The sequence below is a fragment of the Millionella massiliensis genome (assembly GCF_900104655.1).
Lineage (GTDB): Bacteria > Bacteroidota > Bacteroidia > Bacteroidales > Rikenellaceae > Rikenella > Rikenella massiliensis.
In genome coordinates, this window is record NZ_FNWD01000002.1 from 516,985 (window position 1) to 529,425 (window position 12,441).

Annotated in this window: 14 protein-coding genes; 9 read left to right on the top strand and 5 right to left on the bottom strand. The window is 55.6% G+C overall.

The annotated features are described in order from the left end of the window. The first annotated feature begins 19 nt into the window (after positions 1-19). Positions 20-490 (top strand): lipocalin family protein, encoded by a 471-nt coding sequence (locus BQ5379_RS02250; protein ID WP_083377527.1) that lies wholly within the window; start codon positions 20-22, stop codon positions 488-490. A 201-nt stretch (positions 491-691) separates the two neighbouring features. Here the strand turns inward: BQ5379_RS02250 and BQ5379_RS02255 are convergent, their stop codons facing one another. From BQ5379_RS02255 to BQ5379_RS02275, 5 genes are read right to left on the bottom strand one after another with little or no spacing between them, the layout of a single operon-like run. Then, positions 692-922, bottom strand: a complete 231-nt coding sequence (locus BQ5379_RS02255) for a tetratricopeptide repeat protein (RefSeq protein WP_071133932.1) — start codon at positions 920-922, stop codon at positions 692-694. Beyond that, positions 919-1,500, bottom strand: coding sequence for a nicotinate (nicotinamide) nucleotide adenylyltransferase (nadD, locus tag BQ5379_RS02260; RefSeq protein ID WP_071133933.1), 582 nt, complete (start codon positions 1,498-1,500; stop codon positions 919-921). Before nadD ends, BQ5379_RS02255 begins: the two co-directional genes overlap by 4 nt. A gap of 13 nt (positions 1,501-1,513) precedes the next feature. Then, complete coding sequence (gene gmk / locus BQ5379_RS02265) at positions 1,514-2,080, bottom strand: guanylate kinase (protein ID WP_071133934.1); 567 nt, start codon at positions 2,078-2,080, stop codon at positions 1,514-1,516. A gap of 12 nt (positions 2,081-2,092) precedes the next feature. Further along, positions 2,093-2,971, bottom strand: a complete 879-nt coding sequence (locus BQ5379_RS02270; protein WP_235846021.1) for a YicC/YloC family endoribonuclease — start codon at positions 2,969-2,971, stop codon at positions 2,093-2,095. Beyond that, entirely contained in the window at positions 2,968-4,326 is a 1,359-nt protein-coding gene (locus tag BQ5379_RS02275) for an MATE family efflux transporter (protein ID WP_071133936.1), read from the bottom strand. The genes BQ5379_RS02270 and BQ5379_RS02275 overlap by 4 nt, the downstream gene beginning before the upstream one ends. Positions 4,327-4,458: 132 nt before the next feature. Here BQ5379_RS02275 and serC point away from each other — a divergent pair, with 132 nt between their 5' ends. From serC to BQ5379_RS02315, 8 genes are all read left to right on the top strand, one after another. Beyond that, entirely contained in the window at positions 4,459-5,535 is a 1,077-nt protein-coding gene (gene serC, locus BQ5379_RS02280; RefSeq protein ID WP_071133937.1) for a 3-phosphoserine/phosphohydroxythreonine transaminase, read from the top strand. A 621-nt stretch (positions 5,536-6,156) separates the two neighbouring features. Next, positions 6,157-7,080 (top strand): 3-phosphoglycerate dehydrogenase, encoded by a 924-nt coding sequence (locus BQ5379_RS02285; protein ID WP_071133938.1) that lies wholly within the window; start codon positions 6,157-6,159, stop codon positions 7,078-7,080. Positions 7,081-7,090: 10 nt separating this feature from the next. Further along, positions 7,091-8,350 (top strand): DUF1015 domain-containing protein, encoded by a 1,260-nt coding sequence (locus tag BQ5379_RS02290; RefSeq protein WP_071133939.1) that lies wholly within the window; start codon positions 7,091-7,093, stop codon positions 8,348-8,350. A gap of 162 nt (positions 8,351-8,512) precedes the next feature. Beyond that, positions 8,513-8,743 carry a 4Fe-4S dicluster domain-containing protein gene (locus tag BQ5379_RS02295; RefSeq protein WP_071133940.1) on the top strand — a complete coding sequence of 77 codons (231 nt, stop codon included), beginning with the start codon at positions 8,513-8,515 and terminating at the stop codon, positions 8,741-8,743. Next, complete coding sequence (locus tag BQ5379_RS02300) at positions 8,743-9,837, top strand: 3-methyl-2-oxobutanoate dehydrogenase subunit VorB (RefSeq protein ID WP_071133941.1); 1,095 nt, start codon at positions 8,743-8,745, stop codon at positions 9,835-9,837. Before BQ5379_RS02295 ends, BQ5379_RS02300 begins: the two co-directional genes overlap by 1 nt. A 3-nt stretch (positions 9,838-9,840) precedes the next feature. Continuing rightward, positions 9,841-10,626 carry a thiamine pyrophosphate-dependent enzyme gene (locus BQ5379_RS02305; RefSeq protein WP_071133942.1) on the top strand — a complete coding sequence of 262 codons (786 nt, stop codon included), beginning with the start codon at positions 9,841-9,843 and terminating at the stop codon, positions 10,624-10,626. 18 nt (positions 10,627-10,644) lie between these two features. Beyond that, positions 10,645-11,190, top strand: coding sequence for a 2-oxoacid:acceptor oxidoreductase family protein (locus tag BQ5379_RS02310; protein WP_071133943.1), 546 nt, complete (start codon positions 10,645-10,647; stop codon positions 11,188-11,190). A 528-nt stretch (positions 11,191-11,718) separates the two neighbouring features. Further along, on the top strand, positions 11,719-12,306 hold the full coding sequence (locus BQ5379_RS02315) for a hypothetical protein (protein WP_071133944.1): 588 nt from the start codon (positions 11,719-11,721) through the stop codon (positions 12,304-12,306). The last annotated feature ends 135 nt before the right edge of the window (positions 12,307-12,441 follow it).

The window sequence follows — 12,441 nt, forward strand, 5'->3', positions numbered from 1 at the left end:
TTTAAAAATGCCTGATGAGATGAAAAATGATACGATCAAAAACTTCGACCTGAACCGGTTTTTAGGTAAATGGTACGAGATTGCACGGTTGGACAACCGCTTCGAACGCAACCTGCATGCCGTAACCGCAGAATACACACTGCGCAAAGACGGAAAGATCCGCGTAGTCAACAGCGGCCACAAAGGGTCACCCGAGGGTCCGCTCTCGATGATCGAGGGACGGGCCAAGCTGAGCGCTCCCGACGATCCGCAACACCCCGGTGCCCTGTTGGTTTCGTTCTTTTGGATATTCTACACGCCGTACAATATCCTGGAGATTGATCCCGACTACCAATACGCCCTGATCGGCGGCAAAAAGCAGAAGTACCTGTGGATTCTCTCCCGCACTCCGGAACTTTCCCGGGAGATCACCCAGAAGCTGCTGACCCACGCACGTTTGATGGGATTCGATACCTCGACCGTACTGTTCCCGCAAGCTGCCAAGAAGTAAACACAAGCGGGGCGAACGGAAATAGATCCGTTCGCCCCGCTTGTGTAATGTCTCTCCCTCCCCCGGGATCAGCCCCTCCGTACTTCTGCAGCCACCTCTACTATCGTACCGTTCAGGTAACAAACAAGGCTCATTTCCCATTTTCGAATACCTACTCATTGCTTACCCGCAACGCAGAGACATTCGACAAATCTGTCTGAATCAGGGGTTATAAATATCGAAATTACGGAAGTTGAAAATCGCCTCGGTCATCTCCCGCATCTGACGGGCCGCCGTATGGCAGGGATCGAGTTCCAGAGTCCGGTTGAAATCGTTGATCGCTTTCCCAAAGTCACCATGCTGGTAATGCAAACGCCCCCGCTCAAAATAGTGATTGGCCACATCCGGCTCTTTCTCGATCAGTACAGTCCATTGCTCAATCGTCTTGATCATACGCGATACAGGTTTTTGTTCCGGATATACTCCTCGACCGACACCGGCAGCAGACCGTTCCGGAGTTCCTGTCCTGTCGCCACCGCCCGGCGAACCGAAGTCGAATCGCCTTCGAACATCGGAGCCTGAGCCATCTCGGGCGAAGCCGTGCCGTTATTACGAGGATATATCAAGAACTGTACCATTCGCTGCAATTCATCCGCCCGATACCACCGGGACAACTGATCGGCAATGTCACTCCCGGCCAGCACAACAAACTGCACATCGGGATAGAGCCGTTGCAGATGCTCGATCGTATGGATCGTATAGGAAGGCTGGGGGAGGGCAGCCTCCACATCACAGGCCTTGAGTCGCTCATCGCCGATCCCGGTCAGTGCCAGCCGCACCATGGCCATACGGTCTTCGAAAGGAGCCAGATCGGCCGGATTCTTAAACGGATTCTGCGGCGAAACCACCAGCCACACCTCATCGGCCAACTGACGCGCCACGACGTAGCGAGCCACGGCCAGATGTCCGTTGTGCACGGGGTTGAACGACCCCATCAACAGAGCCACCCGTCTCTTCCGTCCGTTCTCCATTACGGGTACTGAACTATTGAGCGCTGAGAAAATCGCCGACCACACGCGTAGCCTCGGCATAGGCCGTTTCGAGGTCGTCATTGACAATCACCCGGTCGAAACGATCGGCATAGGCGATCTCCTGTTCGGCCTTGGCCAGACGACGTTCGATCGCTTCGGGAGAGTCAGTGCCTCGTCCCTCGAGACGCACCCGCAGTTCGGCCACGGAAGGCGGCATGATAAAGACCGAAAGGGCCTGATCGCCGAAAAGTTTTTTGATATTCAGCGCCCCGACCACGTCGACGTCGAACACCACCACGTGGCCACGGTCCCAAATCCGGTCGATTTCGGCCCGCAACGTTCCGTAACAGGTTCCTTTGTAGACCTCTTCCCACTCGACGAACTCACCCTCTTCGACTCGGGTCATAAACTCCACGGCATCCATGAAATAGTAGTCCACACCGTCACGTTCCTCTCCTCGGGGAGCACGCGAGGTGGCCGAAATCGAGAACTCCAGCTCCGGAAAACGTTTCAACAGGTGTTTGACGATGGTCGTCTTGCCCGAACCGGACGGCGCCGAAAATATCAATACCTTCCCCATGTGGCAATCGTATTATAAGAGATTGAGTAACTGTTCTTTAATTTTTTCCAACTCGTCTTTCATCCGCACCACGATCTTCTGAATTCCGGCGTGGTTGGCTTTCGAACCGGTGGTGTTGATTTCACGCCCCATCTCCTGGGCAATGAATCCCAATTTGCGCCCGACGCCTTCCGATTCACCGGCCACGGTACGGAAATAGTCGCAGTGCTGTTTCAAACGCACCTTCTCTTCCGTGATGTCGAATTTTTCGAGGTAATAGATAATCTCCTGCTCAAAACGATTGCTGTCGACATTGACCTGCAGGGCTTTCAGATTCTCCATCAGACGGGTGCGCACGGTTTCGATCCGTTCGCCTTCGAGCGGAATGATCTGAGCAGCCAACTCCTGAATCGTATCGATCCGCTTGAGCAGGTCCTTAATCAACACTTCGCCCTCCTGGATACGGAATTTATTCAGGTTGTCGACCGCTTCGTTCACCGCGTCGGTCAGGGCCTGCCACTCCTGGTCGCTGACTACCACCGCTTCGGTCTGCATCACGTCAGGCAGACGCAATACGGTCGTAATCAACGGCTCGGTGGCGTTTTGGTCGCCCAGTTCACGCTGCAATTCCACCAACTGCGTATAGTAGGTTTTGAACAACTCCTTGTTGATCGATCCGCCGGCAGTCTTTGCACCTGCGATATTTTCCACCGTAACAAACAGATCGACCTTGCCGCGTCCGACGGCTTTGCTCACCGTGTTGCGAATCTCGTACTCTTTTTCGCGATAGATGGAGGGGATGCGGGTCGAAAGGTCCAGTTGTTTGCTGTTCAGACTTTTGATTTCGACAGTTATCTTGCGTTGGTCGGTGTGCCGTTCGGCACGCCCGTAACCGGTCATTGATTTTATCATGCTTCGGATGCTTTTTTCTTTTGCTTAGCAAAGATAGAGTGATTTTCCCATTTTCCACTCCTATAATAGCCATAGACGATCGCCAGACCTACTCCCCATCCGAACGGAACAGCCCACCAGATGCCCTGTTCACCCATCAGATGGGAGAGCCACATGGCCGCCGGAATACGGACAGCCCACAGCGACACAAGGGTCGAGAACATCGGCAGAATCACCGCCCCGGCTCCGCGCAACATTCCGTTCACGACAAACATTGCACTGAACACCAGATAAAACGAACTGACAATCACCAGGTACTCGGTCCCTACATGCACCACGGCCGGATCGTTCGTAAAGATTCGCAGAATATCGGGCCCGAACAGCACAATCACGGCCGTAATGGCCAGACAGGTAAGCGAAGAGTAGAGCAGTGTCATTTTCAACCCGCGCCGCACGCGATCCATCCGCCCGGCTCCCACGTTCTGTCCCGTGAAGCTGGTCAGTGCCATGGCAAAATTCATCGACGGAATCACCGCCAGGTTATCAACCCGGATGGCCGCACTGTAACCGGCAATGACGTCGGTTCCCCAGCCGTTCACAATCCCCATCAGGGCCACCATCCCGAACGCCACGAAAGATTGCTGCACACCGGTCGGCAGTCCGTAATTGATACACTGGCGAAATATCTTTCGGTCGAACTTCAGGTGGAACAGATCAATATGGAAAATCGACTTCCCGGAATTGATGTACCAGATGGAGGCAAAATAGGCCAATCCCTGCGCAATAACCGTAGCCCATGCAGCACCGGCTACCCCCCAGTCGAACCCCAGAATAAACAGAAAGTCGAGCCCGACATTCAGCACAGCCGATATCAGCAGGAAATAGAGCGGTGTTTTGGAGTCCCCCACACCACGCAGAATGGCGGCTACCGTATTGAAGCCGAACAGCAGGAACACCCCGCCCAGATAGATTCTCAGATAGCTTGCAGCCAGTGGAATCAGCTCTTGAGGTAGCGCAATCAGTCGAAAAATGGCCTCACTGAAAAATATCCCCACCAGGGCGATAATCAACCCCGCACCCAGCAAAAAGATATGAAGCGTATCGCTCGTCAGCCGGACCTTGTCGTACTGTTTGGCCCCGAAATATTGCGAAATCACAACACTGGCACCACTGCCGACCCCGATCACCATCGCAACCACCGCAAAAACCACCGGCGTACTGGCTCCGACTGCGGCCAACGCCTCCTTCCCGAGGTAACGTCCCACCACGGCACTATCGACAATCTGATAGAGCTGCATCACAAAGTTACCCAATATTATAGGTAACGAGAACAGTATGATTTGTCGCCCGACGGGGCCTGAAGTAAAGTCTTTCATAAAATTAACGGAGAAACAAAATTCGCATTTTTTTTCATTTCAAAATAATTTTTCCGATATTTGGTAGCCGCTTTCGTCAGTCGACAAAGCGGCATCTTGCTTAACGAAAAACAATAACCAAACCTCTCGAATATGAAAAAGCACAACTTCTCAGCAGGCCCTTCGATCCTGCCGCGCGTGGCAGTCGAAAACGCTGCCCAAGCCGTTCTCGACCTGAACGGCATCGGCCTGTCGGTGCTCGAAATCTCGCACCGTACCAAAGACTTTGAAGACGTACTCAACGAAGCCATCTCCCTGTTCAAAGAACTGCTCCATATCCCCGAAGGATACAGCGTACTGTTCCTCGGCGGCGGTGCCAGCATGCAATTCTGCATGGTGCCGTTCAACCTGCTCGAAAAGAAAGCCGGGTACATCAACACCGGCGTATGGGCAAAAAAAGCCATGAAAGAGGCCAAACTCTTCGGTGATGTGGTGACCGTCGCCTCGTCCGAAGACAAGAACTTCTCCTACATTCCCAAAGAATACACCATCCCGACCGATCTGGACTACCTCCACATCACCACCAACAACACCATCTTCGGGACCGAATACAAAACCGACATCGACTCGCCGGTGACCCTCGTGGCCGACATGTCGTCCGACATCCTGTCACGCCCGGTCGACGTTTCGAAATACGGTCTGATCTACGGAGGAGCACAGAAAAACCTCGGCCCGGCCGGCGTAACCTTCGTGATCGTACGTGACGACATCCTCGGCAAAGTGTCGCGTGCCATCCCCAGCATGCTCGACTACCGTACCCACGTCAACGGCAACTCGATGTTCAACACCCCGCCTGTATTCCCCATCTACGTCGTACGCGAGACCCTCAAATGGCTCAAATCGATCGGAGGCGTGCCCGCCGTACAGAAACTCAACCAGGAAAAAGCAGCCATTCTCTACGAAGAGATCGACCGCAACAGCATGTTCCAGGGAACCGCAGCCAAAGAAGACCGCTCGCTGATGAACGTATGCTTCGTGTACAGCGAACCGTATAAAGATATGGACATCACCGAGTTCGTCAACTTTGCCAAAGAACGCGGCATGGTCGGCATCAAAGGACACCGCCTGGTGGGAGGTTTCCGCGCCTCGATCTACAACGCCATGCCCAAGGAGAGCGTACAGGCCCTGGTAGCCTGCATGCAGGAGTTCGAAAAGCAATACGCCAAGTAGAGTAGGCGATACGCAGTATCGCCCGCTCCACCGCGAGCACGCGGGGCCCGCCCGGCGAGGGCAGTCGCCTCACAGTCAGGCCCCATATCCTCACAACAGTGTAATTATCCGATTTTAACCTGTGTTAAAATCGGATAATTCACCTTGCAGGCCACCCACTCAAATTTCCCCAACAAACCCGGGAAAAGCCATCTTTCATACAAGGAAGAAAGCCAAGCCCTAAAGCCCGCAATCTCGCGTATTGATACAGATTGACTTTACCCCTTAATTTGCATCCGGCCGTAGAGAAGCAGCCCAACACAGCCCATCCATTGCGATTCGGCAGTACAACGACCTGTTTTGAATACCCCGCACGCAAAGTTCTCCCGGTATCCCATGCCACTATCAATCAGGCATCCTGTTGTAGCAACAACTCCCACTCAGGAGCACCCCTGCAACCAAGTTGCCACAAAACCACAACCCACCCCATACGGCGTTCGTTGGAATCGGTACCCGGTCCGCCTTTCCCGAAGTTGAGTTCCCGCAACCAATCTGCGCTCAAGGACTCCGCCCTCGCGACAAAAACCACCGACACCCACCACAGAACCCGTACAGGACTAACCCTCAAACCATAACCCAACCATGAAAATCCTGGTAGCAACCGAAAAGCCCTTCTCGAAAAAAGCCACCGACGGCATTGCAGCCATCGCCCGCGAAGCCGGATATGAATGCGCCCTGCTCGAGAAATATACCTCCGTCGACGAACTTAAAGCCGCCGTGGCCGATGCCGACGCACTGATCGTGCGCTCCGATAAAGTCACCGCCGATGTGATCGCCGCCGCACCGAAACTCAAAATCGTCGTTCGTGCCGGTGCCGGTTACGACAACCTCGACCTGGCCGCCTGCACCGCCCGCGGCATCGTGGCCATGAACACCCCCGGCCAAAACTCCAACGCCGTAGCCGAACTGGCCCTGTCGATGATGATCTACATGGCCCGTAACCAATACACCCCCGGCACCGGCTCCGAAATCAGCGGCAAACGCCTCGGCATCCACGCCTACGGTAACGTGGGACGCATCGTGGCCCGCTACGGGAAAGCCCTCGGAATGGAAGTGTCGGCCTTTGACCCCTTCATCACCGATCCCGAAGTCTTTGCCAAAGACGGCGTGCAGATGGTCACCTCGGCAGCTGAATTGTACAAAAACAGCGACTACCTCTCGCTGCACATACCCGCCACGCCCGAGACCAAAGGTTCGATCGGCTACGAACTGCTCACCTCCATGCCTCAGGGCGCAACGTTGGTCAACACCGCCCGCAAGGAGGTCATCGACGAAGCCGGTCTGGCCCAGGCACTGAGCGAACGCACCGACCTGAAATACATCACCGACATCAAACCCGATACTGCCGATCAGCTGAGCGAAAAGTTCGGCAAACGCTTCTTCACCACCCCGAAAAAAATGGGTGCCGAAACCGCCGAAGCCAACGTCAATGCCGGTTTGGCCGCTGCACGTCAAATCGTCGGCTACCTCAAAGAGGGTATCACCAAATTCCAAGTAAACAAATAGTCCGCCCCCTATGGTCAAGATAAAACCGTTCAAAGGCATCCGTCCGCCTGCAAACCTCGCCAAAGAGGTCGCCTCACGCCCCTACGACGTACTGAACTCGGTCGAAGCCAAGGCCGAAGCCGGCGAAAAATCGCTGCTGCACATCATCAAACCCGAGATCGATTTCGCCCCCATCATAGACGAGCACTCCTCCGAAGCCTACGACCGTGCCGTCGAAAACTTCAAACGGTGGCAGCAAAACGGCTGGCTCGTGCAGGACCCCGCCGAACACTACTACGTCTATGCCCAAACCATGGACGGCCGCACGCAATACGGTCTGGTGGCTGCCTGCCACTTCCAGGACTACCTCGACGGCAAGATCAAGAAACACGAACTGACCCGTCCGGATAAGGAAGAAGACCGCATGATCCACGTGCGGAACCAGAACGCCAACATCGAGCCCGTATTCTTCGCCTACCCGGCCGACGCCGAAATGGATGCCATCATCCACGACATCGTCACCGCCAAAGCCCCCGAATATGACTTCGTAGCCGACGGCGACGGTTTCGGCCACCGTTTCTGGGTGATCGACGACCCGAAAACCATCAGCCGGATTACCGAGATCTTCGCCCGCATACCCGCCCTCTACGTAGCCGACGGTCACCACCGTACCGCCGCTGCAGCCCGCGTGGGTGCCGAGAAGAAAGAGAATCTCCTCAAGAGTGGCGCTCCCTACACCGGTGAAGAGGAGTTCAACTACTTCCTGGCCGTGATTTTCCCGGACAACCAGCTGAAAATCATCGACTATAACCGCGTAGTGAAAGACTTGAACGGGCTGACGCCCGACCAACTGGTCGCCGCACTCGAGAAGGACTTCGTCGTAACCCCCAAAGGCTCGGCCATCTACAAACCCACCCAGCTGCACGACTTCTCGATGTACCTGGCAGGACAGTGGTACGACCTTCAGGCCAAGGCCGGTACGTATGACGACAACGACCCGATTGGTGTGCTGGATGTGACCATCCTGTCGAATCTCGTTCTGGACAAGATCCTCGGCATCAAAGACCTGCGGACCGATAAACGCATCGACTTCGTGGGCGGTATCCGCGGTCTGCAAGAGTTGGCCGACCGGGTTGACAGCGGCGAAATGGCCGTTGCCTTCGCCCTCTATCCGGTTTCGATGAAACAGCTGATCGACATTGCCGACACCGGCAACATCATGCCTCCGAAAACGACTTGGTTCGAACCGAAACTCCGCTCAGGCCTCGTTATCCACTCGCTCAAGGATTAGGAGTTGAATCCAAAGAATATTTAAAGTTCAATAAAAAGAGTAACAGACTGTTACTCTTTTTTTATGCACTTTGGATATCGTAGAGAAAAACCAAAGAGATTTCACTTTTCGGATTCGACAGAATACCTTTGGGATAGCATCGAGCAACACAGAAAATTCAATATGGGAAAAATCAAAGGGAAGATCGTTGTAGACACCGAACGCTGCAAAGGCTGCGGCGTCTGCATCGAAGCCTGCCCGACACAAACCATCAGCCTGAACCCCCAAGTCAACTCGAAAGGGTATAACTACTGCTACATGTCCAATCCCGACAGCTGCATCGGATGCGCCGGCTGCGCCATCGTCTGCCCCGACAGTTGCATCGTCGTTTACAGAGAGAAAAAACAAGCGTAATGGAAGATATCAAACTGATGAAAGGCAACGAAGTGCTCGCCTACGCCGCCATCCGCTGCGGCGCCGACGGATACTTCGGATACCCCATCACCCCCCAATCGGAAGTGCTCGAAACACTTACCGAACTACGCCCGTGGGAAACCACCGGCATGGTCGTCCTACAAGCCGAAAGCGAAGTCGCCGCCATCAACATGGTCTACGGAGGCGCCTCCGCCGGTAAACGCGTACTCGTCTCCACCTCAAGCCCCGGTCTGTCACTCATGTGCGAGGGGCTTTCTTATTTGGCCGGCGCCGAACTACCCTGCGTGGTGATCGACGTATCGCGCGGCGGCCCCGGACTCGGCACCATCCAGGCCTCACAGGCCGACTATTTCCAGGTCGTCAAAGGCGGCGGTCACGGTGACTATCACACCCCCGTGCTCGCCCCGAACTCCGTCCAGGAGATGAACGACTTTGTCGATCTGGCCTTCGACCTCGCCTTTAAATACCTCAATCCCGTGGTGATCCTCGCCGACGGCGTGATCGGGCAGATGATGGAAAAAGTCCACCTCAGCCCCCAAAAGCCCCGCCGCACCGAAGAACAAATCCGTCAGGAATGCCCTTGGGCAGCCCTCGGGAAAGGCAGCCGCACCCAACGCAACATCATCACCTCGTGTTACATCGACCCCGAAACGATGGAGCACCACAACCACAAGTTGCAGGCCAAATATGACCAGATGGTACGCGAAGAGGTACGCTACGAAGCCATGGAAACGGCCGACGCCGAATACATACTGGTAGCCTACGGAGCCTCGTCGCGCATCTGCGCCAAAGTCGTCGAAGACGCCCGCCGCGACGGACTCAAAGTAGGGTTGATCCGCCCGATCACCCTCTTCCCGTTCCCCAGCGCCCCGATCCGCGAAGCAGCCGCCCACGCCAAAGGCTTCCTCTCCGTGGAACTCAGCATGGGACAGATGATCGAAGACGTCCAACTGGCCGTAGGCAACGCCTCGATCCCCGTCCGCCACTTCGGACGCACCGGCGGCATCATCCACTCGCCGCGCGAAGTATATACGGCCCTCAAACAATTTATGACCGAAACCGGAGGATTGTAAACCATGGCAGATACCACACAATTCGAAGTGGCCGAAACGGAAGCCAACCTCGTATACAGCCGTCCGCGGCTCCTGCTCGACACCACCATGCACTACTGTCCGGGTTGCTCGCACGGCACCGTCCACAAACTCGTGGCCGAAGCCATCGACGAACTCGGCGCCGAAGACAAAGCCATCGGCATCACCCCCGTGGGTTGTGCCGCCTTCCTGTATAACTACATCGACATCGACTGGGTACAGGCCTCGCACGGCCGGGCACCCTCTGTGGCCACCGCCATGAAACGGCTGTGCCCCGACAAACTCGTCTTCACCTACCAGGGCGACGGCGACCTCGCGGCCATCGGTACCGCCGAAGCCATCCACGCCGCCAATCGCGGTGACAACATCGCCATCATCTTCATCAACAACGCCATCTACGGCATGACCGGCGGACAGATGGCCCCCACAACCCTGCTCGGCATGAAAACCGCCACCACCCCTCAGGGACGTGACGCAGACCTGAACGGCTACCCCTTCAAAGTGGCCAACGTGCTGAGCCTGCTCGACGGCGTCACCTACGTCACCCGGCAGAGCGTCAACACCCCCGCCAACGTCCGCAAAGCAAAGAAAGCCATCAAGAAAGCATTCGACAACTCCATCAACAACCGCGGTTTGTCCTTTGTCGAGATCGTGGCCACGTGCAACTCGGGGTGGAAAATGTCCCCCATAGCCGCCAACCACTGGATGGAAGAGAACATGCACGCAGCCTATCCGCTCGGCGACCTGAAAGACCTCACCGGCGACAAATAAACCGCACTTACCACAACCATGAAAGAAGAGATCATCATAGCCGGATTCGGCGGCCAGGGCGTCCTCTCGATGGGAAAAATCTTGGCCTATTCGGGTGTCATGCAAGGTCAGGAGGTCAGCTGGATCCCCTCCTACGGCCCCGAAATGCGAGGCGGAACGGCCAACGTGACCGTCATCCTGAGCGACAACAAAATCAGTTCACCGGTACTGCAGGAGTTCGACACCGGGATCGTTCTGAACCAACAGTCCCTCGACAAGTTTGAAGAGACGATCAAACCCGGCGGCACCCTGTTGTACGACCCCAATGGCATCACCCACCCGCCGCACAGAACCGACCTCTCCATCTACACCATCGACGCAGCCGTCGAAGCCGCCCGCAGCGGAAATGCCAAAGTATTCAACATGTTCGTACTGGGCGCATTCCTCAAGATCAAACCCCTCGTGACCATCGAGAACGTCATCGAAGGGTTGCGGCACTCGCTTCCCGAACGGGCCCACAAAATGATCCCGGCCAACGAAGCCGCCCTGCGTCAGGGAATGGAGCTCGTCAAGAAAGTCCGCTAACCTCCGCGAGGGGGAGCCGAAAGAAGGGCCGGAGACCGAGAGAGTGGCGGCAAGAGAGGCTAGGGGACCGAGAGGGTGGCCGCAAAAGAGGCAAGGGGATCGAGAGAGGTCGAAAGAGGAACCGAGAGCCGAAAGGAACGCCGAGCATCTCAAAACGCCGAACCGGGAGAAAACAGGCGGTGGCAAGAGACGCGGGAAGACGAACGGAAAGAAAAGCGCAAAGGAAGGGTAGGAGAGGGGACCGAAAGGAGACACAGAAACAGGCAGACAGATTCGTTGTGATATGATCCGTGGATAGAACGACACTCCATCCGGACCCGGCTCTCCCGCACGCAAACACAGCACGGCAATACATACAGCCAGATGAAATGAAGAGGCAGCAGGGAAAGAGAACCTGCCACAACAAGTGCTCGGCCATACCCGCCACAACCACCAGTAAATCCAATCGACTGAAAGGCGATAATCATCCATCGATTATCGCCTTTTGTCGCCTCATACCATCTGCTGATAAAACTGAAATTCACCGTCATGGAACCCTATCTTGCACTGGCCGAACAGAACCAAAAGAAAGCCCGCGACATCATCCGCCGCACAGGAATGATCGAAACGTGGCGCTCCATCGGCGCCGAGCCCCGCCTGGTCGGCTCGCTCAGCATGGGGCTGCTCGTCAAACATCGGGACATCGACCTCCACATCTATTCCTCCCCACTGAATCCTGCAGCCAGTTTTCAAGCCATGGGGCAGATTGCAGCTCACCCCGCCATCCGCAGCGTCGAATACACCAATCTGATGCACACCGAAGAGGCCTGTCTGGAATGGCACGCCTGGTACGAAGACGAGGACGGAAAATTATGGCAAATCGACATGATCCACCTACTCAAAGGATCGCGTTACGACGGATACTTCGAACGAATGGCCCAACGCATCACCGCCGCCCTGACTCCTGAGAGCCGACAGGCCATCCTGCGTCTGAAGTATGAGACCCCGGACGACACGAAAATCCCTGGTATAGCCTACTACCAGGCCGTATTGCGCGACGGAGTCCGCAGCTATGCCGAATTTACCATGTGGCTCCGCGAACACCCCATCGAAGGCATTGTCGAGTGGATGCCATAGAAGTTTGTCCTACATCCGCCCCCGAGTCGACCGAAACACGGCGAAAATACGAAATAAGCCTCCTTATAAAGTTGTCCAGACCGCTGTAACATGCCCCTTGCTGAATGCTTTTTCAGGCAAGATACCACTGCAGAC

Coding starts and splice junctions, on each gene's coding strand:
- BQ5379_RS02295 (WP_071133940.1), top strand. CDS start 8,513: ATGGGAAAAATCAAAGGGAAGATCGTTGTAGACACCGAACGCTGCAAA.
- serC (WP_071133937.1), top strand. CDS start 4,459: ATGAAAAAGCACAACTTCTCAGCAGGCCCTTCGATCCTGCCGCGCGTG.
- BQ5379_RS02300 (WP_071133941.1), top strand. CDS start 8,743: ATGGAAGATATCAAACTGATGAAAGGCAACGAAGTGCTCGCCTACGCC.
- BQ5379_RS02275 (WP_071133936.1), bottom strand. CDS start 4,326: ATGAAAGACTTTACTTCAGGCCCCGTCGGGCGACAAATCATACTGTTC.
- BQ5379_RS02290 (WP_071133939.1), top strand. CDS start 7,091: ATGGTCAAGATAAAACCGTTCAAAGGCATCCGTCCGCCTGCAAACCTC.
- BQ5379_RS02270 (WP_235846021.1), bottom strand. CDS start 2,971: ATGATAAAATCAATGACCGGTTACGGGCGTGCCGAACGGCACACCGAC.
- BQ5379_RS02285 (WP_071133938.1), top strand. CDS start 6,157: ATGAAAATCCTGGTAGCAACCGAAAAGCCCTTCTCGAAAAAAGCCACC.
- BQ5379_RS02315 (WP_071133944.1), top strand. CDS start 11,719: ATGGAACCCTATCTTGCACTGGCCGAACAGAACCAAAAGAAAGCCCGC.
- BQ5379_RS02250 (WP_083377527.1), top strand. CDS start 20: ATGAAAAATGATACGATCAAAAACTTCGACCTGAACCGGTTTTTAGGT.
- BQ5379_RS02310 (WP_071133943.1), top strand. CDS start 10,645: ATGAAAGAAGAGATCATCATAGCCGGATTCGGCGGCCAGGGCGTCCTC.
- BQ5379_RS02305 (WP_071133942.1), top strand. CDS start 9,841: ATGGCAGATACCACACAATTCGAAGTGGCCGAAACGGAAGCCAACCTC.
- nadD (WP_071133933.1), bottom strand. CDS start 1,500: ATGGAGAACGGACGGAAGAGACGGGTGGCTCTGTTGATGGGGTCGTTC.
- gmk (WP_071133934.1), bottom strand. CDS start 2,080: ATGGGGAAGGTATTGATATTTTCGGCGCCGTCCGGTTCGGGCAAGACG.
- BQ5379_RS02255 (WP_071133932.1), bottom strand. CDS start 922: ATGATCAAGACGATTGAGCAATGGACTGTACTGATCGAGAAAGAGCCG.